The sequence below is a fragment of the Methylobacterium endophyticum genome, assembly GCF_050591105.1.
In the GTDB taxonomy this organism is placed as follows: domain Bacteria; phylum Pseudomonadota; class Alphaproteobacteria; order Rhizobiales; family Beijerinckiaceae; genus Methylobacterium.
Genome location: NZ_JBNHES010000010.1, coordinates 1 through 21,828, shown reverse-complemented (window position 1 = coordinate 21,828; position 21,828 = coordinate 1). Strand labels below are relative to the sequence as shown.

Sequence of the window (21,828 nt, the reverse complement as noted above, 5' to 3'; positions counted from 1 at the left end):
GCGCCTACCCCTTGCGAGGGAGGGAGAGGAGGCCGGCGCTACTGCGCCGTCCAGCCGCCGTCCATGGAGATGTTGGTGCCGGTGATCTGGCTGGCGGCGTCCGAGCACAGGAACACCGCGAGCGCGGCGACCTGATCCACGGTGACGAACTGCTTCGTCGGCTGGGCGTGGAGCAGCACGTCGTTGATGACCTGCTCCTTGGTCAGCCCGCGCGCCTTCATGGTGTCGGGGATCTGGTTCTCGACCAGCGGCGTCCAGACATAGCCCGGCGAGATGCAGTTCACGGTGACGCCGAAAGTCGCGACCTCGAGGGCGGCGGTCTTGGTCAGGCCCGCGATGCCGTGCTTGGCCGAGACGTAGGCCGACTTGAACGGCGAGGCGACGAGCGAGTGCGCGGAGGCCGTGTTGATGATCCGGCCCCACTTCCTCGCCTTCATCAGGGGGATCGCATGGTGCATGGCGTAGAAGGCCGAGGAGAGGTTGATCGCGATGATCTGCTCCCACTTCTCCGGCGGGAACTCCTCGATCGGCGAGACGAACTGGATGCCGGCGTTGTTCACCAGCACGTCGACGGAGCCGAAGGTCTTCTCGGCCAGCTCGATCATGCCGCCGATCTCGGCGCCCTTCGACATGTCGGCGGGGGAATGCACCGCCTTCACCCCGAACTCGCTCTCGATGGCGGCGCGCTCGCGCTCGATGTCCTCGGGCTTGCCGAAGCCGTTGATGACGATGTTGGCGCCCTCGGCCGCGAAGCCGCGGGCGATGGCGAGCCCGATGCCGCTGGTGGAGCCGGTGACGACGGCGGTCTTGTCCTTGAGGGTCATGGTCTTTCCTCCGGCGGGATCAGGCGAGGTAGTCGTGCAGCACCTGCCCGAAGGGCAGCGTGAAGTCGACGATCATATGGCGTCCGCCGACGATGCGGCGAACCGGCAGGTCGGCGACGCGGCAGTTCACATGCGGGATCAGGTCGAGGCGGGCCTCGCCGTCCCAGGCGCCGTGGACGGTGATGTCCTCCAGCCGGTAGCCGACGAGCTGGGCGACCTTGGGCGAGCCGTCGACGTCGGGCAGCAGCTTGAGGTTGACGTTGAGCTTGCCGAGGCCCTCCTTCACCTTGGGGAGGTCGCCGTTGAGGCTCTTGTGCTTGTAGGTCATGGTGCCCATCGCCACGCGCTCCTCGTCGTAGCGCAGGGTGCCGGTGAGGGTGTCCTTCAACAGCTTGAGGCGCGGCACGCCCCACTTCTTCGGAAAGCCCCAGATCTCGCGGCCGGCGGTGATCGGCGGCTCGTCGTCGAGATACATCTGGACCGAGAAGTTGCAGGGCTCGCCGTTGTAGAAGGCATGGGCGCCGGTGCCGCTCTCCTCGTAATCGCCGAAGCCGGAGGAATCGGGCATCTTCATCCACTCGTAGAAGACGAGGTTGTCGGGATGCGGCTCCAGCGGCTCGGGCAGCGCCCGGCGGAGCGCATCCCGGTCGGTCTCGTAGGTGATGATGAGATACTCGCGGTGGACGAACCGGTAGGGCCCGCGCGGATAGCTCGGGCTGAAGGCCGGCATCGAGGCGGTGCCGAGGATGTCGTCGCGGGTCATGGCTTGGTCTCCGCTCGGGTCGCCGGGTGGCGGGGAGGTCAGTCGCGGGCGTCGCGGGTGAGGTCGAAGACGGAGATGCCGCCCTCGGCATGGGGGCGCTCGCGCCAGGTGCGGTGGCGCAGCGACCGGCGCACGTCGTGGCCGCCGGAGGCCCAGTGCTCCAGCATGGTCATGCGCGAGAACTCGTAGTCCTTCGAGTTCCCCTCGTAGCTCCTGCGCCGGTAGATGAGCTGCATCACCGTGATCTCGTTGCCGTGGCTGATGCGGCGCAGGAAGGCGACGTCCTCGTCGTTGGCGAGCTCGGGCGGCAGCCTGTCGACGAGGGCGCGGAAGGCGCGCTTCGCCTTGCGGATCTCGATGTTCTTGTCGGTGTTGAGCCGGGTGCGGCTGGAGAAGCGGATGTCCTTCTCGCGCTCGGCCGCCTCGACCAGGCTGCGCGGCATCGGCCCGTGCGCGGCGAAGAGGTCGACCTGGAAGATCACGAGGTCGCGCTGGCGCTCGGTGTCGAGCACGTAGTCGAGGGGCGTGTTCGAGACGAGGCCGCCGTCCCAGTACATCTCGCCGTCGATCTCGACGGGCGGGAAGCCCGGCGGCAGGGCGCCGGACGCCATGATGTGCTCAGGGATGATCTCGTCGCAGCGGTTGTCGAAATAGACGAAGTTGCCCGAGCGCACGTTCACCGCGCCGACGCTGAAGCGGATCGGGCCCCGGTTGAGCAGCTCGAAATCGACGAACTCCAGAAGCGTGCCCTTGAGGGGGGAGGTGTCGTAGAGGCTCAGCGCCTGGGGGGAGCCCGGCGGGTAGAGCATCGCCGGCGGCATCCGGGGGGTGAAGAACCCCGGCACGCCCACCCCCGCGATGAAGTTGGCGGACATCTCGTTGAAGGCGGTGCGCGCCTGCTCCCCCGGCCACCAGGGCGCGGCGGTGAGATCGGACGAGACGCGCTCCCAGAACAGGCGCATCCGCTCGACCCGGCGCTCGGGCGGGTTGCCGGCGATCAGGGCCGCGTTGATCGCGCCGATGGAGATGCCGGCGACCCAGTCGATGCCGATGCCGCCCTCGGTCAGCGCCTCGTAGACGCCCGCCTGATAGGAGCCCAGCGCGCCCCCGCCCTGGAGGACGAGAACGCTTTCCTCGCCCGACGGATAAAGAGTGTCGTTCACTGTGTCGCGAATCCCCGTGTGCCGGCCGCGCTCACATAGGTGGGCGAGCGTGACGGTGGGATTACAGACAGGAATCGGGCCAATACGGCCGGCGGCCGCTGTGGCCCGCTTCCTTCGCGGTTTCTGCTGGCGGTGTCTCCCCGCGGTTGACACCCGGCCCCTCATTCCCGACATCAACCGCCCGTGGCGGGAGAGGACGGCCCGCGGGCCGCCCCCGAGCCGCGAAACGGATTGGACCGACGATCGATGACGGTGATGCGCTCCTATCTCGACTTCGAGAAGCCGGTCGCGGAGCTCGAGGCCAAGGTCGAGGAGCTGAAGGCGATGGGCGCCCGCAACGGCGCCGTATCGATCAGCGAGGAGGTCGGGCGGCTCGAGGCGAAGGCCGTCCAGGCGCTCGCCGACATCTACGCCGCGCTGACGCCCTGGCAGAAGACGCAGGTCGCCCGCCATCCGCAGCGCCCGCATTTCGTCGATTACTGCGCGGGGCTCGTCACCGAGTTCACGCCGCTCGCCGGCGACCGCAGCTTCGGCGAGGACGAGGCGGTGGTCGCCGGGTTCGGGCGCTTCCAGGGGCGGCCCGTCTGCGTGCTCGGCCAGGAGAAGGGCGCCACCACCGAGGCGCGCATCCGGCACAATTTCGGCATGGCCCGGCCCGAGGGCTACCGCAAGGCCGTGCGCCTGATGGAGCTCGCCGACCGCTTCGGCCTGCCCGTGCTCGCCTTCGTCGACACGGCGGGGGCCTTTCCCGGCATCGAGGCGGAGGAGCGCGGGCAGGCGGAGGCCATCGCCCGCTCGACGGAGGCCTGCCTGGCGCTGGGGACGCCGAACGTTGCCCTGGTGATCGGCGAGGGCGGCTCGGGCGGCGCCATCGCGCTCGCCACCGCCAACAAGGTCTTGATGATGGAGCACGCCATCTACGGCGTGATCTCGCCGGAGGGCGCCGCCTCGATCCTGTGGCGCGACCAGGGCCGGGCGCACGACGCGGCCACCGCCATGAAGATCACCGCGCAGGACCTGCTGCGCCTCGGCATCGTCGACGTCGTCGTGCCCGAGGCCATGGGGGGCGCCCATCGCGACAAGGACGCCGCCATCGAGGCGGCCGGCAAGGCGCTCGCCGCCGCGCTCGCCGAGTTCGACGGCCTCACGCCCGACGAGATCCGCGACCGGCGCGCGGCGAAGTTCCTCGACATCGGCCGGAAGCTCTGAGCGCGCGGGCGCCCTTGGCTCCGTCCTCCCTTTTCGGCGTGGACCTCCTGCGCTCCCTGCGCCGGCGGCTCCTCGGCCGAGCCTCCCGCGAGCCGGGCCCCGTCAACCACGTCTCGCTCGGCTGCCACTGCCACATGGCGCAGGTGCTGAAGACGCTGAACCTGCGCACCTGGTCCGGTCCGTTCGACTGGATCTTCTCGACCCCCGGCATGGTGCGCGACTGCCTCGCCGACAATTTCGCCTCGCTGCTCGACCGCTCGCAATTGGAGAGCGTGCCGCTATCGGAGCGCCCCGCGCCCGAGATCGGCCGCTGCCGGCACCGCATCTACCGCGAGCGCCACGACCTGCCGGCGGTGTTCAACCATCACGATCCGGCGACGAGCGAGGCCGACTACGCCTTCCTCTGCGAGGGCGTGCGCCGATTCCGCGCGGCGCTGGCGCGGCCGGGCGCCCGGAATCACTTCTGGATGATGACCGCGCTCGGCACGCATGATGAGACGATCGCCGACATCTGCGACATTCTGACGCGATCCGGGCCCGCGAACCGGCTGACCTTCCTCCATATCCGGCCCGGCCATCCGGGCCTGCGCACCGTCGAGCGCGAGGGGATTCACCCGAACCTGCGCTGGATCACGCTGGAATCGCATTCGGAATCCGTGGGCCTGCGCTTCTCGGATACGCAGGCCGACGATTTCCTGGCGCGGCTGGTGACGGAAGAGTCCGCGCGCGCCGCCCGGTCGTGACCGCAATTCACAAGGCGCCCGGCCATATTCTTGCGGTAAGCCGGGGGTAAGTTTAACGACGCTAAAGGGTTGGGGAGTGGCGTCCGACGGGCGGGACCGTCCGCGGACGTGAATGCTGAGGACTTGGGTTCCCCCATGAGAGTGCGTCCGCTCGCGGCTGCGGGTCTTCTGGCCCTGTCCCTCGCTCTCGCCGCCTGCCAGGACGGCACCTTCGGCGGCGGCGGCTCGACCCGCCACCTCGCGCCCATCCCGGCCAAGACCCTCGCGCTCATGCAGACGAAGGGCATGTCGCCGAGCGACCCGATCCTGATCCGCGCCTACAAGAAGGAAGCGGAGATGGAGATCTGGAAGCGCGGCTCGAACGGCCAGTACGCGCTGCTCAAGACCTTCCCGATCTGCCGCTGGTCGGGCCAGCTCGGGCCGAAGAAGAAGGAGGGCGACCGGCAGGCGCCCGAGGGCTTCTACACGATCACGCCGGGGCAGATGAACCCGAATTCTTCGTACTATCTGTCGTTCGATACCGGCTACCCGAACGCCTATGATCGCGCCAACGGGCGTACCGGCAACTATCTCATGGTCCACGGCACCTGCTCGTCGGCGGGGTGCTTCGCCATGACCGACGAGTCCATCGCCGAGATCTATTCCATCGCCCGCGACTCGTTCTCCGGCGGTCAGCGCGCCTTCCAGTTCCAGTCCTACCCGTTCCGGATGACGGCCCAGAACATGGCCCGTTTCCGCAACGACCCAAACGCCCCGTTCTGGAAGAACCTCAAGGAGGGCTCGGACTATTTCGAGGCCCTGCGCGAGGAGCCTCGGGTGGGCGTCTGCGGCACGAAATACGTCTTCGGCGGCCAGGACGCGGCGGCGGGCTCCTGCTCGCCCAAGGTCGACACCCTGGTGGCCGAGAAGCGCGAGCGCGACAACCACGAGATCGCCGAGCTCGTCGCCAAGGGCACGCCCGCCATGCGCGTCGTCTACGAGGATGGCGGCCAGAACCCGGTGTTCCGTCCGCAGCCGCCGCAGAACGCCACCGCCTTCGCCAGCCTCGGCACCCCGGAGCCGGAGCAGCCCTACACGCCCAAGGACTACGCCCGGCATAATCTCGGCGATGTCAGCCGGCCCGAGAGCCTCGCGGCCGGGCCGAACGAGATCGAGGTGGATGCCAAGGGCAAGCCGGTCGTGAAGCCGACCCTGCTGGCCGAGACCGCCCCGCCGATCCCGACCAAGGCCGCCGCTGCCGCGCTCGCCCACAAGGGCAAGGCCAAGGAGGATGCCAAGGCCGCCGCACCGGCGACGCTGATGGCTGCCGCCCCCGCCAAGGACGCGCTCCCCGATCCGAAGGAGACGGCGGCGGTCTCGCCGAAATCGGCGCGGGTGACGGTGGCCGACGCCGAGGGCGATCCGGCCGCCTACAAGCAGCTTCTCGGCCGCCTCTTCGGCAAGGACGCCTCGGCCTCCCCCACCCCGGCGGCCGATGCCGCGATCGTTCCCGTCGCCGCCGCGCCGGAGCCGGAGGCCAGGGCGTCCGCGCATCCGGCCCATGCCGCTGCGCCGAAGAAGCTGGCCAAGGTCGAGGCCAAGCCGGCCGCGTCCGAGAAGCCGGCCGCCAAGGCTGCCGAGAAGACGCCCGAGAAGGCCGTGTCCCGCAAGGACTGAACCGCACCGGCGGCTTCCTCGTCGCGACATGAAAAAGGGGCCCCGAGGGACCCCTTTCCGTCATTCAACAACGACGCGCTGCGCGCCCGATCACATGCGGTGCATGTGATGGTGGCGGTGATGCATCCGGTGGTGACGGTGCATGCGGTCATGGCGCATCATCATGCGCTTGTGCCCCATATGCCCGCGCATGCCGTGATGGTGGTGATGGTGCATGCCGCCGTGATGGCGGACGGCGGTGACGCCCGAATCCGGGGCGACGATGCCGGCGGCCGGCATCGCCGGCGTGGCGGCGGCGAGGCTTGCGCCGCCGAGTGTGGCGGCGACGACGGCGATGGCGAGCTGAAGTTTCCTCACGGGTCGTTTCTCCGTTCTCTCCGATACCGGGCCGACGACCCGATCCTCCTCCTAACGACCGCCGGAGGAGAAGAGTTTCACACCGTCGCGGCGGCGGGCGGGCCGCCGCCGCGAAAGCGCCCTCTCTCAGAGATTGGATTCCTCGAACGCCTTCACCCATTCCGCGCAGATGCCGGAGCGGACGATGTCGTCGCGGGTGAACTCCACCACCGGGATCTGCATCATCCGGCTCTTCACGAGATGGATGACGGTGCGAAGCCCCGAGACCTCGCGCAGGTCCGTCTGGCTGACGTCGCCGTTGATGATGACCTGGCAGTCGTCGCCGATGCGGGTCAGGAACATCTTGATCTCGGGCGTGGTGGTGTTCTGCGCCTCGTCGAGGATCACCATGCAGTCCTTGAAGGTGCGCCCGCGCATCACCTCGAAGGGCACGATCTCGATGTCGCCGGTCTTGAGGGCGATCTCGAAGGCGGCCGGCCCCATGCGTTCCTTCATCGCCTCGGTGAGCGGGGCGACCCAGGGGGCGATCTTCTCCTCGAGCGATCCGGGAAAGTAGCCGAGCGAGCGGCCCGAGGGGACGTTCGGCCGGGTGATGACCACCTTGGAGATGCGGCGCTGGCGCAGCTGGTCGGCGGCGCGGGTGCCGGCGATGTAGGTCTTTCCGGTGCCGGCGGGGCCGAGCACGATGACCTGGGCGCTGTTGGCGAGGGCGTCGAGATACCGCGCTTGCGCGTCGGTGAGGGGCTGGATGGGAGCGAGGTGCCGTTCCTCGTCGAAACGGGTCTTGTGAGGCCGGACGGGCCGGTCTTCGACGAGTTCAAGTCGTGCGCGTCGTCTTTTCATCGATCAACACTCCACCTGGACTGAAAGCCAACCTGGGACTTGATCGATCGGTGCCGGTCACCCTGCCGGGCCGATCCGATACGTGCGTCTGATCTTGTGTTCGACGGTTCCTCTCGAGGTCTCCGCGCTCCTCTCGTTAGACAGCGAATGTTCGCCGTCCGATCCCGGTTCCGCCGCGCCTGTGGACAGGTGCCGGCCGAATCCCGCGTCGCCACCCGTTGGACTCCGCGGATGCGACGCGGGAATGACGGACGCAACGCACGCGCCATCCCACGAGAAAACGCTCGTGGCGTTGCATTTCGGCAACGGTTTCGGCGGGGAAAAGGAAGGCTGTTGCGCGCCTCAGCGGCGCTCGGGGCAGTCTGGATGACGGCGCATCCGGCACGACCTCGATCCCGTCTCGCCGGCAAGGGCGATGCCGGCCGGCCTATTGCCCTGGAAGGTCGGGGCTCGGCCGGCGGGACAGCTCACGCCTGCTGGACGAAGCTGTCGAGCACCATCTTGCGGCCGGCCTTGTCGAAGTCAACGGTGAGCTTGTTGCCGTCGATTCCCGACACCGTGCCCGGCCCGAACTTGGTGTGGAACACGCGCATCCCGTCCGAGAAGGCGGACGGGGCCCCCGACGAGCGGGCCACGAGCTCGCCCTCGATCTGGCGCGGGCCGGCGGAGCGCGAGGGCGACGAGGCCGGACGGCCGCCGCTATTGGCCTGCGCCCGCTGCCAGCCGGGGGTGCCGTAGGAGGAGCCGAAGGGGGCCGGGTTGCGGTCGAAGCGCGAGGCGCCCGCCGAGAAATGCGCCGGCGCCTCGATCACGTCGACGCTCTCCGGCGGCAACTCGTCGATGAAGCGCGAGGGGATCGTGGAGGACCACATCCCGTGGATGCGCCGGTTGACGGCGAAGGACAGCTTGGCGCGCTTCCTCGCCCGCGTCAGGCCGACATGGGCGAGGCGGCGCTCCTCCTCCAGGCCGGCGCGGCCGCTCTCGTCCAGGGCGCGCTGGTTGGGAAACAGGCCGTCCTCCCAGCCGGGCAGGAACACGGTGTCGAATTCGAGCCCCTTGGCCGCATGCAGCGTCATCAGCGAGACGCGCTCGGCCCCTTCCGTCTCGCTCGCCTCCATGACCAGGGAGACGTGCTCGAGGAAGGCGGCGAGGTCCGGGAACTCCTCCATGGAGCGCACGAACTCCTTGAGGTTCTCGAGCCGCCCGGCCGCGTCCGCCGAGCGGTCCTTCTGCCACATGTCGGTGTAGCCGGATTCCTCCAGGATGGTCTGGGCCAGCTCGGAATGGTTCGTCGTCTCGATGGCCTTGGCCCAGCGGGAGAAGCTCTCGACCAGCCCGCGCAGGGTCGAGCGGACCTTCGGCTTCAACTCGTCGGTCTCGATCAGTTTTCGCGCGGCGGCGAGCAGCGGCACCTGCATGGAGCGGGCGTAGCCGTGCAGCGTCTGGAGCGTCGCGTCGCCCAGGCCGCGCTTGGGCACGTTGACGATGCGCTCGAAGGCGAGGTCGTGGGCGGGGTTGGCGGTGACGCGCAGGTAGGCCAGCGCGTCTCGGATCTCGGCCCGCTCGTAGAAGCGCGGGCCGCCGATGACCCGGTAGGGCAATCCGAGCTGGACGAAGCGGTCCTCGATCTCGCGCATCTGGGCCGAGATGCGCACCAGCACGGCGATCTCGGAGAGCGGATGCTGCTTCGCCTGGAGCGACTCGATGGATTCGCCGAGGAGCCGCGCCTCCTCCTCCGAATCCCAGGCGCCCGAGACGGTGACGCGCTCGCCCGGCACGTCCTCCGTCCGAAGGGTCTTGCCGAGCCGGCTCTCGTTTTTGGCGATCAGGCCCGAGGCGGCGGCGAGGATATGGCCGGTGGAGCGGTAGTTGCGCTCCAGCCGCACCACCACGGCGCCGGGGAAGTCGTGCTCGAAGCGCAGGATGTTGTCGACCTCGGCGCCGCGCCAGCCGTAGATCGACTGGTCGTCGTCGCCGACGCAGGCGACGTTCCTGTGCCCCTGCGCCAGCAGCCGCAGCCAGAGATACTGGGCGACGTTGGTGTCCTGGTACTCGTCCACGAGGATGTAGCGGAAGCGGCTCTGGTAGTTGGCGAGGATGTCCGCGTGCTCGCGGAACAGCTTCAGGCAGAGCAGCAGCAGGTCGCCGAAATCCACCGCGTTGAGGGTCGCGAGCCGGGCCTGGTAGGCGGTGTAGAGCGCGCCGCCCTTGCCGAAGGCGAAGGCGCCTGACTCGCCCGGCGGCACCTGCTCGGGACCGAGGCCGCGGTTCTTCCAGCCGTCGATGGCGCTGCCCAGCGCGCGGGCGGGCCAGCGCTTCTCGTCGATGTTCTGGTCGAGGATGACCTGCTTCATCAGCCGGAGCTGGTCGTCGGTGCCGAGGATGGTGAAGTCGGATTTCAGCCCGACCAGCTCGGCATGGCGGCGCAGGATCTTGGTGCCGATGGCGTGGAAGGTGCCGAGCCAGGGCATGCCCTCGGCCGCCGGGCCGACGAGCGTGCCGATGCGCAGCTTCATCTCGCGCGCGGCCTTGTTGGTGAAGGTCACGGCCAGGATGTCGAAGGGCCGCGCCTTCCCCGTGGCGATGAGATGCGCGATCCGCGTCGTGAGGACGCGGGTCTTGCCCGTGCCGGCCCCGGCCAGCACCAGCACCGGCCCTTCCGTGGTCTCGACGGCGCGGCGCTGCTCGGGGTTCAGCCCGTCGAGATAGCCGGCGCCGGGGCCGCGAAGGGAGGCCATGGCGCGGGCGGCGATGGAGGGGGAGGCGGCTCCCGCGCCATCCTCGTGGGACGCGCGCGCCGCCCTCGTGTCGGAGGGGTTCTGCATGGCGCCTTCACTGGACCAAAAGGCGAACGGCGTCGAGGGTGGAAGCCATGTCGGCATGGTGCCCGAGGGAACTCCGGCCCGCGTCGGCGCGTCGTCCCGGTGCTATTACGAGCGCGACACATCCACGAGACCCGCGATGCGCAAGCCCGCCTTCCTCCTGATCGGTCCGGCCCTGATGCTCGGCGCGAGCCTGCCGGCCCTGGCCCAGAGCCCGACCTCGAACCTCAACCGCATCAACGAATCGCTCGCACGCCAGGGCGAGATGCGGAGCCTGCAACAGCAGCAGACCTCCGATAACAACCTCATCCGCATGAACCAGCAGCGGGCCCAGCAATCCGCGCCCCCGCCCACCGGGCCCGTCATCATCGCCCCGCCGCGCTGAGTCCGTTTCGGATCGTGTCCCGAAACGCCTTGTGGAGCCGGGTGCCGCCCTGCATGAAGCGGTCAGGGGCGTCCGGCGCATGACCGGCCGCCTCGCCTGAGGCGGAAACCGACACGGTGCGCGACATCCTGACCGCCCTGGCGGGGGCCGTCATCCTGATCCTCCTGGCGGCGCTCGCCGTGCCGCCCTTCATCGGCTGGGAGGGGCGGCGCGACCTCGTGGACCGCGCGATCGGCCGTTCCCTGTCGCTGGAGGCCCGCACGGAAGGGCGCATCGAGGTGCGGCTCCTGCCCTCGCCGCGCCTGCGCATCGACCGGCTCCATCTCGACGACGAACCGGGAAAGCCCTCCCTCGACGCCCATTTCATCAAGGCCGAGCTGGCGCTGGCGCCGCTCCTCAAGGGCGAGTTCCGCTTCACCCAGACCCGGATCGGACGGGCGGAGGTCCGGCTGCCGGTCTCCGAATCCGAGGCGGTGCCGGTGCCGCCCGGCGTCGAGGCGGCCTTGCGCCAGCGCGACCTCGCCATCGAGGATCTGGAGATCCAGCAGTTCCTCCTGACGACCCTGGTGCCGGCCACGGGCCGCACCGACCAGTTCCAGGCGGCTGCCCTGCGCGTTCAGGCGCCGGCCCTGGTCGGTCCCTGGCGCATCGAGGGGACGAGCGGCGGCGTGCCGTTCCGTCTCGCTACCGGAGAGCCCGGCGCCGACGGAAGCCTGCTCGTGAAGGTCTCGGGCGGGGGCGACGCCCATCCGCGCTTCGAGGCGGATGCGCGCCTCGCCCTCGTGCCGGTCAAGCCGCAGGCCGGAGCGTCCGGCGGCGATCTGCGGATGCCGGAGGCGGAGGGGGCCGCCCGGCTCGTGGTCGGTCCGCCGACCCAGGCCGCCGGCGCCTATCTCCCGTTCTCCCTCGGCGGCAAGTTCAAGGCGAAGGGCACGCTCGCCCGCTTCGAGAGCGTGAACGCCGAGATCGATCCCGGCGGGCAGGCGATCCGGCTCGCCGGCACCGGCCAGATCGACCTGCAGGCCTGGCGCGCGGGCCTCAACCTCGAGGCGCGCCGGGTCGATCTCGACGCCTTCCTGCTCTCGGGCGCCGGCCAGGCACTCTTCGCGCGCGGGCTGCCGAAGGGCCGCCTGCCGGTGATGCTCGATCTCGACCTCGCGGTGGAGAGCGTCGCGCTCGGCCTCGACGAGTGGTCGAACCTCAAGGCGTCGGGCACCTTCGACCGCTCGGGCGGCCTGCTGCTGCGCCGGCTCGGCGCCACGGCGCCGGGGGCGGCGGCGCTGTCGGTGAGCGGCGACGTGGATACCGAACCCGCCCCGCGCTTCAACGGCAGCCTGTCGATCGAGGCGGCGGTCTCCGACGGGGTCGGCCGCTACCTGCGCAAGCTCGGCGCCGAGGGCCCGGTGCTGGCGCTCATGGACGGGCGCCCCCTCCAGGCGAGCGCGGAGATCTCGGCCGCGCCCGAGAGCTATTCCCTGCGCACCCTGCGGCTCGCCCTCGGCGAGGCCCGCGTCACCGGCAGCGCGCGCTACGCGCCGGGCGAGGCAGGCGGCCGCCCCCGCTTCGACGCGCAGCTCGCCGCGCGCGCCATCGACATCGCCACGCTGCCCTCCTTCGGCACGGCGCTCGCGAGCCTGGAGGGGCGCGACATCGGGTTGACCGTCGAGGCCCGCGACGTGCGCTACGGCCCGGCGGGCGTGCGCTCGGGCAACGGCACCATCACCGCGCGGGTGCAGTCGGACGGTCCGGCGCTCGCCGTCGACAGCCTGGAGGTCGCCAACCTCGCCGGAGCCAATGCCAGCCTGTCCGGCCGCATCGCGCCGGACGGCTCGGGCCGCATCACCGGACGCCTCACCGCCCCGGTGGCCGCGCCCCTGGCGGCGCTGCTCGACCGGGTCTGGGTGGCGGAATCGCGCCTCGTGCCGGGCTTCCTGCGCGCGGGCGCCCTCGATCTCGCGGTCACGGTCGAGCGCCAGGGCGAGACCTTGCGCACCTCGGCCAAGGGCACCGCCGCCGGCGGCCCCCTCGACGCCGCCCTCACCACGAAGGCCGGCCGCGTCGAGACGGCGGACATCGCCCTCTCGACCCCGCGCGCCGGCCTCTGGTTCGGCCGCGAGGACATGGCCGGGCTCGACCGGCCGGCGGAGCTGCGCCTTCGCGGCGCCCGCGCCACGGATCCCGGCAAGACTTCGCCCCAGACCGCTCCCTTGGCCCTCCAGGTCTCCGGCACCCTCGCCGGGACGGCGCTGGCGACGAAGGCGCCGATCCTGCTCGGGGCCGATGACGAGCCCCCGCTCGGCGGCGAGATCACCCTGTCCGGCGCCGATATCGGCCCGTTCCTGCGGCTGGCGGGCGCGGCCGCGCTCCCGTCCGGCGCATGGCCGGCGGCTCTGACCGCCATCCTCTCCCGCGACGGCGGGGCCGCGCGCGCCGACATCGCCGGAACCGTCGCCGGCGCCGCCGTGGAGGCGCGGCTCGCGCGCGGCGGCGATGGCGGCATCGGTGGAAGCGCCTCGGTGGAGCGGCTCTCGCTGCCGCAGCTCGCCGCTGCGCTGGTGGTGCCGTCCGCGGCGCGCGCGGCGGATGGGAAGGGCGGCTGGTCCCCCGCCCGCTTCGGCCCGGCGCCGAAGCCCGGCCCGCGCCTCGATCTCGACCTGCGTGTCGCCACTCTCGATCTCGGCCGGGGCCTCGTCGCCACCGGAAGCGCCTTCAGGCTCGGACTCGACGACGGCGCGATGAGCCTCTCGAATTTTGCCGGCAAATTCGCCGAGGGGCGTCTCACCGGCTCGGTGTCCATCGCCCGCCAGGGCAGCGGCGCCACGCTGTCGGGGGACGTCGCGGTGAGCGACGCCTCGATCCCGGCGCTCGCAGACGGCAGCCCGATCGCCGGGCGGCTCGGCGCGAGCGTCCGCTTCGGCGCCTCGGGGGACAGCCCGGCGGCGCTCGTCGGCAACCTCGCCGGCAGCGGCGAGATCGCGCTGTCGCATCTCACCCTGCCGGGGGCCGATCCCGGCGGCATCGAGCGGGCGCTGACCCGCGCGCTCGCCGACGACGATCCCCTGCGCGAGGGGCGGCTCCAGGCGCTGACGAACGAGGAGTTCGCCAAGGCCGGCGCCGGTGCGGAGGCCGCCGCCAAGGCGCCCGCGACCCTCGTCGGCGGGGTGATGCGCGCCGGCCCCCTCGATCTCGACCTCGCCCCGGCGCGCTGGACCGGCAGCGTGGGCTACGATTTCCGCGACGGGCGGCTCGATGCGCGCGGCACGCTCACCGCCGGCGCCGCGCCGAAGGGCTGGAGCGGCGGCCCGCCAGCCGTCCAGCTCGGCTTCAGCGGTCCGCTCTCCGCCCCCGAGCGCAGCCTCGACACCACGCCGCTGGTGAGCGGGCTCGCCGCCCTGGTGCTCCAGCGCGAGCTCGAGAAGATCGAGCTTCTGGAGATCGATCAGGCCGAGCGCCAGCGCCGCCGGGCGCGCATCGAGATGGACAGGGCCCGCGCCGCCGCCCTCAAGGCCGCCGCCGACAGGGCCGCCGCCGAGGAGGCCGCCCGTCAGGCGAAGCTCAAGGCCCAGCAGGCCGCCGAGGAGGCCGCCCGCCGCGCCCGCGAGACGTCCCCAGCTCCGACGCCGGAAGCCGAGGGCGCCGCGCCGCTCGACATCCGCCCCCCCGCCGCGCAGCCTTAGGTCGCGCTCCCGATCCAGGCGCGAAGGCCGTCGCCGGAGCGGAAATCCTCCAGCGCGTGGACGCGGGCGTCCGGCATTGCGGTCCGCGCCATGGTCGCGAGGGCGTGGCCGGGGCCGAGTTCGAGGCAGGTCGTGGCGCCGTATTCCCGGCAGGCGCCGAGGCAGGCCGCCCAGTCGATCGTCTCCGAGATCTGCCGCGCGAGTTTTTCCGCCCCGGCCCTGGCGTCGAACACCGCCGCCCCGTCGAGCCCGGAGAGCAGGCGCGGCGCTCCCGGAGGGGGACGCTGGAAGGCGGTCGCGCCCAGCACCTCGCGAAAGCGGTCCGTCGCGGCGGCGAGGACGGGGGTGTGAGAGGGCGTGTGCACCGGCAGCAGGACGGCCCGCTGCGCGCCTGCCGCCGTCGCCGCCGCGACGAGACGGCCGAGGGCATCGGCGGGCCCTCCGACCACGACGCTGTCGGGCGCGTTGCGGATGGCGACATGGCAGCCCTCGGCCTCGGCGAGCGCGCCCGCCCGCTCCCCGGAGAGCCCGCGAATGCCGGCCAGCCCGAATCCGTCCCCGGAGGCCGCGTCCATGGCCTCCGCGCGGGCGGCGGCGAGGCGCAGGACCGTCTCGGGGGGGAGCCGGCCGGCGCAGCCCCAGGCGGCGAGGTCGCCGATGCTGTAGCCGGCCAGGATGGAGCGCGAGGGCAGGACGGGCCGCAGCATCTCCCAGGCGGAGAGGGCCGCGACGCAGCAGAGGATCTGCCCGGTCCGGTTCCCGTGGAGGGCGGGGCCTCCCGCCCGGACGAGGTCGCGCGGATCGGTGCCCCCGAGGAGCGTTGCCGCCGCCGCGAAGACCGGCTGCGCCGCGTCCAGGGCTTGCGTGAGCGCGAACATGCCCGCGTGCTGGCCGCCCTGGCCGGAGAGCAGGACGGCGAGGCTCATGGCCGTTCCACGGCGTCGACGAACAGCGTCATCGCGAGGAGATCGGCGGCGCCTCCGGGCGACAGGCGCCGAGCGACGAAATCGCGATGCATCCGTTCCGCCCGCGCCCGCCAGTCCGCTCGCGCGATGCCGCCCTCGGTGAGGAACACGGCGGCGGCGTTCCGCGCGAAGCAAAGGCCCTCCGCGCCGCCGCGATGCAGGAGGTTGGTATCCTCGAGATGCGCGACGAGGGCCAGGCAGGTCTCGACCCGCGCCGCCTCCGGCTCGTCCGGCCGCAGGAGCCGCGCCCGGCGCAGCGCCGGCAACCCGATCCGGTAGAGCGTCGGAAAGCCTGCCGCCGCCTCGGCGGGAGCCCCCCCGGCTCCGTAGCGCCGCCGCGCCGTCGCGCCGGGAGCATGCAGCAGCACCGGCCCGGCGAGGATGTCCCGCGCATGCCTGTCGCGGACGAGCCCTCCCAGGCTTCCCGGTCCCGGCGAGAGACCGTCCCGGACCAGCGCGCCCGCCGCCGAGACCAGCAGGCCGAGACCGAAGATCGCGCCGCGATGGGTGTTCACGCCCCCCGTCGCCGCGCGCATGGCGGCCTCCGCGTCGAGGCCGATGCGGCGCAGCTCGCCCATCCGCGCGCCCGCCGCCCCGGCCTCCGCGAGCGCCCGGAAGAACGGCCGCAGCGCCCGCGTGCTGGCGCGGAAGCTGTCGGCGTCCATGTCCGCATGGCTGCCGCTGTCGACCGTGCTGACGAGGCCCGGTTTCGGATAGGTCTCGAGTTCGAGGGTGAGGGCGAGGGCGGCGAGCCCGGCGATCTCGTCGGCCGAGTGGGTCCCGGCGGTACCGGACGCGCGGGAAAGGGCGGCGGCGCTCATGCGGCGGCCCCGTGGAAAAGGGGAGCGGCGGCCCGCATCTCCAGTCGGTCGAGATGCTTGGCGAGCACCTCCGCGCAGGGAGCCGCGCCGTGCAGCTCGCGCCAGTTGATCCCGGCGCCGTCCGGCAGCACCAGCTCGCCGTCGATGCGCATGGCTGCCGTGGCCTCGATGCGGGCGATCCCGTCGAGGAAGGCGCGGGGTACCGATCCGGCGAACCAGAGCAGGTCGAGATCGGAGGCCGCCGAGAGATAGGGCAGGCCGGTCAGCCCCTGCCAGAGCAGCGAGCCGAACGCCCGGCAAGCGATGCCGTGGGAGCGGGCGAGGGCGTCGAGCGCATCGAGGGTCGGCCGCCAGAAGTCTGGCGCGGCGGTGCGCAGGGCATCGAGGGACGGTGGCGTCCGGCGGGAGACGGACCCGCGCGGCAGCGACAAGCCGATGCGCCGCTTGCCGTCGGCAGGCGGCAGCGGCAGGCCGAGGGGCACCGCGTCCGGCGCTTCCCCCGGATGGCGGCGGCGCACGACGAGCGGGCGCCCGGCGGCGGCCCAGCCGGACAGATGCGGCAGGCCCGCGAGATCGGGGCGCCCGGCCAGCAGTGCCGTCCAGGCGGCGGGGTCGGGATCGACGAGGTCGTGGCGGGCGAGCGCCGCCTCAGCCACCGGCCGCTCCGCGCATCACCCGCTCGGCCACCTCCCGCGCCACGGGGCGTCCGCCGCGCTCGGCGCCGAGCCGGTCGCGGATGTCGCCGTCCGGCAGGCCGGCGACGAGCGCCTGCACCTGCGGACCCAGCGGCTTCTCAGGGTCGAGCACGGCATGGACCGCGCCTGCCGCGACCATGTTGTCGAGGCCCGGCGCGAAGACGGCGGTGGATTTCGCCATCTCCTCGAGGGTCGCCAGCGGCAGCTTGGTGACGCGGGCGACGGAGGGCAGGTCCATGACGCTGGGCGAGGCTCCCGGAAGGGCCGCGAGCACGCGGGTGGCGAGCGCCGTGGCGATGAAGGCGCCGGCCGCCGAATGTCCGTAGATCAGGCCGACGGTCGGGTGGCCGCGCCGGTCGGCCAGCAGCAGCGCCTTGGCGAGATGGGCGAGGTACTCGTTGAGGCCCAAAAGCTCGTCGCGCCGGCTCATGCGCTGACTGTCGGAATCGATCGCCACCAGGATGGGCTCGCCCGGATGCTCGCGCAGGATCGCGAGGACACGGCCCGCGAGCGCCAGCGCGCCCTCGATGCCGAGCGCGGTATCGCCGTCGATGCCGACGACCTGAAGGCGCCCCGTCCCGAACGGCCCGTGTCCGAGCACCAGCCCGCCATCCGTCGTCACGGAATGGCCCTCGGGAAACAGCGAGGCGAGGATCTCAGCGAGCGTCACGAGCGGCCTCCCGGCGAGGATCGGCCACGGCGCGGAAGTCGTCCGTGGTCATGGACGGCACGGCGTCGGGGTCGTTGATCCCTAGGCTCGCCCAGACGTCGTGGCCGTCCCTGGCGTCGCCGAAGCGGGTCAGCCGCGCTTCGAGCCTTGCCTGCTCGGCCTCCATCACGGCGAGGTCGAAGGCAGGGGCCTGTCCGATGAGGGCCAGCGCGGCATCGCGGAAGGCTGCCGGGGTGTCCTCCGCGAAGGCGTCGGCGCCGCCGATGAGGTAGCGGTGCTTGCCGCCCATGGTGCGCCAGACCAATGCCCGGTCGCGGGAATCGAATTCCTCGGCGCCCTTGTTGGTCTCGATCACCTCGGGGCCCGAGACGCTGATGCGCCCGCTCTCGCTGACGGCGAGCCCCGAGCAGGTGCCGGCGATGAGGCCGCCGCCGCCGTAGCAGCCGGCGCGGCCGCCGATCAGGCCGATCACCGGGATGCCGGCGGCACGGCAATCCGCGATGGCGCGCATGGTCTCGGCGATGGCGGTCTCGCCGGCATTGGCCTCCTGCAAGCGCACGCCGCCGGTGTCGAACAGGATCAGCACGGCTTCGGGCTTCACGCCCGGCGCCGCGCGCAAAAGCCCGACGAGCTTGGCGCCGTGGACCTCGCCGAAGGCGCCGCCCATGAAGCGGCCCTCCTGCGCGGCGACGAGCACGCGTCTGCCGTTGAGCGTGCCGCCGCCGACGACGATGCCGTCGTCGAAGGCGCGCGGCAGGTCGAAGAGCGGCAGATGCGGGCTCATGCGGCGCTCGGCCGGGCCGAGGACTTCCCGGAACGAGCCGGCATCGAGCAGCGCCGCGACGCGCTGGCGGGCGCTGGCCTCGTACCAGCTCAAGGCGCGCGGATCGGCGGCGATCACGCGGCGTCCTCCATCAGGCGAGCACCCTGGAGCAGGCGCAGCGACACGGTGTCCGGCCGGGCGCCGCCGTCGTTGATGCTGATGCGCAGGCCCCCCGGCGCGGCGCGGGCGACGAAATCGGTCACCACGGCCTCCCAGACATCTGCGTAGCCGGCAATCGGCGTGGCGATCTCCACCGTGCATTCCGTCGCCGGCAGCACGCGCTCTAGGAGCACCTCGAGATTGCCGGAGGCGACCACGCCGATGATGGCGAGGGGCTTCGCGCCGGGCAGCGGCGTCTTCGTGGTGTGGCGGAAGGTCAGGTTTTCCATGCCGAACACTCGTCTCGATGCGACTCTCCTCCCCCTTGCGGGGAGGAGTTGGAGATGGGGGTGGTTCAGAAGGAACCGTGGCGCTCGTTCCGGCACCACCCCCACCCCTGCCCCTCCCCGCAAGGGGGAGGGGAAGTAACTCACCAGTTGCGGAAGCGGGGCGGCGGCTCGTAGAGGCCGCTCGACCAGTGCACGAGATCCTTGATCGAGCGCGCGGCGAGCAACGAACGGTCGGCGTCGAGGGGCTCGATGCCGAGATCCTCCGGCCGGCGGATGATTTTCCGCTCGCGCAGGCGCTGGACCATCGCCCGGTCGCGTCCGCGTCCGACATCGGTATAGCCGGCGACGCCCCGGATCGCCTGCTCGCGCTCGTCCGCGTCGCGGCAGAGCAGGAGGTTGGCGATGCCTTCCTCGGTGACGATGTGGGTGACGTCGTCGCCGTAGATCATCACCGGCGCGAGTTCGAGATCGAGCTTGCGCGCGAGTTCCAGCGCATCGAGCTTTTCCACGAAGGTGGGGGAGAGCTTGTCGCCGAAGGTCTCGACGATCTGCACCACGAGCTTGCGGCCGCGCCGCAGGGCCGGGTTTCCGGCGCCGCCCTCGCGCTGCGCCGCCTCGTGGCCGGCCTTCATCCAGGTCTGCGACGGGTGGCGGCGGCCATGCGGGTCCGAGCCCATGTTCGGCGCGCCGCCGAAGCCCGCCACCCGAGAGGCGGTGACGGTGGAGGAGTGCCCGGCGAGGTCGATCTGGAGCGTCGCGCCGATGAAGAGGTCGCAGGCATAGAGCCCGGCCGTCTGGCAGAAGGCGCGATTGGAGCGGAGCGACCCGTCGATGCCCGTGAAGAACACGTCCGGCCGCTCGCGGATGTAGCGGTCCATGCCGACTTCCGAGCCGAAGCAATGCACCTGGCTCACCCAGCCCGACTCGATAGCCGGGATCAGCGTCGGGTGCGGGTTCAGCGCCCAATGCGTCGCGATCTTTTGCTTGAGCCCGAGCTTTTCCGCGTAGGTCGGGAGCAGCAGCTCGATGGCGGCGGTGCCGAAGCCGATGCCGTGGTTGAGCCGCGTGATGCCGTATTCGGCGTAGATCCCCTTGATCGCCATCATGGCCATCAGGATCTGCGTCTCGGTCATCGCCGCCGGATCGCGGGTGAAGAGCGGCTCGACATAGAAGGGCGTGTCGGCCTCGACCACGAAATCCACGCGGTCGCCGGGGATGTCGACGCGCGGCACCTTGTCGACGATCCGGTTGACCTGCGCGATCACCACGCCGTTCTTGAAGGCGGTCGCCTCCACCACGGTGGGCGTGTCTTCGGTGTTGGGCCCCGTGTAGAGGTTGCCCTCGCGGTCGGCCGAGACGCCGGCGATGAGCGCCACGTTCGGCGTCAGGTCGATGAAGTAGCGCGCGAAGAGTTCGAGATAGGTGTGCACCGCGCCGAGCGCGATCTGGCCGCCGAACAGCATCCTGGCGATGCGCGCGCCCTGCGGGCCGGAATAGGAATAGTCCAGCCGCTTGGCGATGCCCTGCTCGAAGATGTCGAGATGCTCGGGCAGCACGATGCCGGACTGGACCATGTGCAGGTCGTGCACGCGGGCCGGATCGCAGCCCGAGAGCGCGCGGGCGAGGCAATCGGCCTGCTTCTGGTTGTCGCCCTCCAGGCAGACCCGGTCGCCGGGGCGCAGCACGGCCTCCAGCAGGGCGACGGCATCCTTGGCGGATACGACCTTGCCGTCGGCGAGGGGGCGGGCCGCCGCGATCCGCTCGTCGCGGGCGGTGCGCTCCTGCCGCCAGTGTTGGCGCCCAAGTTGCCGCGATGCGGCCATCGGCTGCCTCTCCATCATACCTGGGCGCTCAGTCTCGCGAGTTTTGTATTCATTGGCTCGCTCTGTCAATCTTGCGTATACGAAAAAGCCACTTTGTGCGAGATTAGGATACGTAAAGGAAAGCGAAACGCGATGCCGAGCACGAGGTTCGCAGATCCGCAGGATCCCGAGGAGGGCGACGGGCGCGGGCTGCTCTCGGACCAGATCCGCAACGCGCTCACCGACGCCATCGCCTCTGGCGCGCTCGCCGCCGGCACGGCGCTGGACGAGCAGGACATCGCCACGCGCTTCGGCGCCTCGCGTACGCCGGTGCGGGACGCGCTCCGCCAGCTCGCCTTCGGCGGCCTGGTGGAGCTGCGTCCGCGCCGGGGGGCCGTGGTCACGCGCCTGACGCCGGAGCGGATCATGGACATGTTCGAGACCTCCGCCGAGATGGAGGCCACCTGCGCCCGGCTCGCCACCTACCGGATGACGCCGCTGGAGCGCAGCCGCCTGATCGACCTGCACGGGCAGGCCGGGCCGCTCTCGGCGGCGGGGGACTACGATTCCTACGACGCCCTGAACCGCGCCTTCCACGAGGTGATCTACGCCGCCACCCACAACGCCTTCCTGGCCGAGCAGGCGCTGGCGCTGCGCGCCAAGCTCTCGGCCTTCCGGCGGACGCAACTCCGCCACGGCAACCGGCTCGCCGGCTCGCATGCGGAGCACGCCCAGATCCTCGCGGCCATGGCGGAAGGCGACGGAGAGGCGGCGGCCCGGCGGATGCGCGCGCACATGCTCAACGCGGCCGGCGCGCTGGGTCACTACATCGCCGAGCATGCGGGGGGGTGAGACGCTTCTGCCGATGGTCGCGCGGGCGGCGGACGGCGCCCTCCTCCCCCTTTGCGGGGAGGAGCTGGAGGTGGGGGTGGTGCCGGAGAGATCGGTGCGGTGCCGTCTGCGCCACCCCCACCCTCGATCCCTCCCCGCAGAGGGCAGGGCTATCGCACATGAGTAAAGAGATTGAAGAGATAGTCTTTGCTCCACGCGGCGTGCTTCATCTTCTTGCGGATGGGCAGGTCGGACGGGTGTGACGCCAAGATGTTGCGCGCGAGGCGGCGGAGCAGGGCGAGATTCTCCGGGCCATAGTTCTTTCTCGATCGCGCATCGTCCTCGTGGAAGACGACGTCCAGCGTCCAGTGGAGGTGGTTCTCGATCCCC

19 protein-coding genes and 1 pseudogene are annotated in these 21,828 nt (G+C 71.4%); 6 read left to right on the top strand and 14 right to left on the bottom strand.

What is annotated here, in order from left to right; genetic code table 11:
- Positions 1-38: 38 nt before the first annotated feature.
- From ACP56T_RS12640 to ACP56T_RS12630, 3 genes are read right to left on the bottom strand one after another with little or no spacing between them, the layout of a single operon-like run.
- Complete coding sequence (locus tag ACP56T_RS12640; RefSeq protein ID WP_430912473.1) at positions 39-824, bottom strand: 3-hydroxybutyrate dehydrogenase; 786 nt, start codon at positions 822-824, stop codon at positions 39-41.
- Between the two features lie 19 nt (positions 825-843).
- The gene (locus tag ACP56T_RS12635; RefSeq protein WP_430912472.1) at positions 844-1,587 is read right to left on the bottom strand and encodes an acetoacetate decarboxylase; all 744 of its coding nucleotides are present in this window, start codon (positions 1,585-1,587) and stop codon (positions 844-846) included.
- 38 nt (positions 1,588-1,625) lie between these two features.
- Complete coding sequence (locus ACP56T_RS12630; protein ID WP_430912471.1) at positions 1,626-2,750, bottom strand: patatin-like phospholipase family protein; 1,125 nt, start codon at positions 2,748-2,750, stop codon at positions 1,626-1,628.
- 255 nt (positions 2,751-3,005) lie between these two features.
- Between ACP56T_RS12630 and ACP56T_RS12625 the strand changes: the two genes are divergently transcribed.
- From ACP56T_RS12625 to ACP56T_RS12615, 3 genes are all read left to right on the top strand, one after another.
- On the top strand, positions 3,006-3,959 hold the full coding sequence (locus ACP56T_RS12625; protein ID WP_430912610.1) for an acetyl-CoA carboxylase carboxyltransferase subunit alpha: 954 nt from the start codon (positions 3,006-3,008) through the stop codon (positions 3,957-3,959).
- Positions 3,960-3,973: 14 nt separating this feature from the next.
- The gene (locus tag ACP56T_RS12620; protein ID WP_430912470.1) at positions 3,974-4,702 is read left to right on the top strand and encodes a DUF1796 family putative cysteine peptidase; all 729 of its coding nucleotides are present in this window, start codon (positions 3,974-3,976) and stop codon (positions 4,700-4,702) included.
- A gap of 135 nt (positions 4,703-4,837) precedes the next feature.
- Positions 4,838-6,358 (top strand): L,D-transpeptidase family protein, encoded by a 1,521-nt coding sequence (locus ACP56T_RS12615; RefSeq protein WP_430912469.1) that lies wholly within the window; start codon positions 4,838-4,840, stop codon positions 6,356-6,358.
- Positions 6,359-6,448: 90 nt separating this feature from the next.
- Here the strand turns inward: ACP56T_RS12615 and ACP56T_RS12610 are convergent, their stop codons facing one another.
- From ACP56T_RS12610 to ACP56T_RS12600, 3 genes are all read right to left on the bottom strand, one after another.
- Positions 6,449-6,715: a hypothetical protein gene (locus tag ACP56T_RS12610; protein WP_430912468.1), complete on the bottom strand. Its 267-nt coding sequence runs from the start codon at positions 6,713-6,715 to the stop codon at positions 6,449-6,451.
- 126 nt (positions 6,716-6,841) lie between these two features.
- Complete coding sequence (locus ACP56T_RS12605; RefSeq protein WP_430912467.1) at positions 6,842-7,558, bottom strand: PhoH family protein; 717 nt, start codon at positions 7,556-7,558, stop codon at positions 6,842-6,844.
- 467 nt (positions 7,559-8,025) lie between these two features.
- Positions 8,026-10,383, bottom strand: coding sequence for an ATP-dependent helicase (locus ACP56T_RS12600; protein WP_430912466.1), 2,358 nt, complete (start codon positions 10,381-10,383; stop codon positions 8,026-8,028).
- On the opposite strand from ACP56T_RS12600, the gene ACP56T_RS12595 reads away from it, so the two are divergent.
- Positions 10,382-10,765: a hypothetical protein gene (locus ACP56T_RS12595; protein WP_430912465.1), complete on the top strand. Its 384-nt coding sequence runs from the start codon at positions 10,382-10,384 to the stop codon at positions 10,763-10,765. The genes ACP56T_RS12600 and ACP56T_RS12595 overlap by 2 nt on opposite strands.
- A gap of 116 nt (positions 10,766-10,881) precedes the next feature.
- A complete protein-coding gene (locus ACP56T_RS12590; protein ID WP_430912464.1) occupies positions 10,882-14,442 on the top strand; it encodes an AsmA-like C-terminal region-containing protein in 3,561 nt (1,186 codons plus the stop codon).
- Here ACP56T_RS12590 and ACP56T_RS12585 read toward each other — a convergent pair.
- From ACP56T_RS12585 to mdcA, 7 genes are all read right to left on the bottom strand, one after another.
- On the bottom strand, positions 14,439-15,368 hold the full coding sequence (locus ACP56T_RS12585) for an acyltransferase domain-containing protein (protein WP_430912463.1): 930 nt from the start codon (positions 15,366-15,368) through the stop codon (positions 14,439-14,441). The genes ACP56T_RS12590 and ACP56T_RS12585 overlap by 4 nt on opposite strands.
- Positions 15,365-16,228, bottom strand: coding sequence for a triphosphoribosyl-dephospho-CoA synthase MdcB (gene mdcB, locus ACP56T_RS12580; protein WP_430912462.1), 864 nt, complete (start codon positions 16,226-16,228; stop codon positions 15,365-15,367). Before mdcB ends, ACP56T_RS12585 begins: the two co-directional genes overlap by 4 nt.
- Positions 16,225-16,884, bottom strand: a complete 660-nt coding sequence (gene mdcG, locus ACP56T_RS12575; RefSeq protein ID WP_430912461.1) for a malonate decarboxylase holo-[acyl-carrier-protein] synthase — start codon at positions 16,882-16,884, stop codon at positions 16,225-16,227. Before mdcG ends, mdcB begins: the two co-directional genes overlap by 4 nt.
- Positions 16,877-17,593, bottom strand: coding sequence for a biotin-independent malonate decarboxylase subunit gamma (gene mdcE / locus ACP56T_RS12570; protein ID WP_430912460.1), 717 nt, complete (start codon positions 17,591-17,593; stop codon positions 16,877-16,879). The genes mdcG and mdcE overlap by 8 nt, the downstream gene beginning before the upstream one ends.
- Positions 17,580-18,494, bottom strand: coding sequence for a biotin-independent malonate decarboxylase subunit beta (locus ACP56T_RS12565; protein WP_430912459.1), 915 nt, complete (start codon positions 18,492-18,494; stop codon positions 17,580-17,582). The genes mdcE and ACP56T_RS12565 overlap by 14 nt, the downstream gene beginning before the upstream one ends.
- Complete coding sequence (gene mdcC / locus ACP56T_RS12560) at positions 18,491-18,805, bottom strand: malonate decarboxylase acyl carrier protein (protein ID WP_430912458.1); 315 nt, start codon at positions 18,803-18,805, stop codon at positions 18,491-18,493. Before mdcC ends, ACP56T_RS12565 begins: the two co-directional genes overlap by 4 nt.
- A gap of 140 nt (positions 18,806-18,945) precedes the next feature.
- Positions 18,946-20,628, bottom strand: coding sequence for a malonate decarboxylase subunit alpha (mdcA, locus tag ACP56T_RS12555; protein ID WP_430912457.1), 1,683 nt, complete (start codon positions 20,626-20,628; stop codon positions 18,946-18,948).
- Positions 20,629-20,760: 132 nt separating this feature from the next.
- Between mdcA and ACP56T_RS12550 the strand changes: the two genes are divergently transcribed.
- Positions 20,761-21,459, top strand: a complete 699-nt coding sequence (locus ACP56T_RS12550) for a GntR family transcriptional regulator (protein ID WP_430912456.1) — start codon at positions 20,761-20,763, stop codon at positions 21,457-21,459.
- 149 nt (positions 21,460-21,608) lie between these two features.
- Here ACP56T_RS12550 and ACP56T_RS12545 read toward each other — a convergent pair.
- A pseudogene (locus ACP56T_RS12545) lies at positions 21,609-21,828 on the bottom strand (ISAs1 family transposase); the annotation flags it as partial.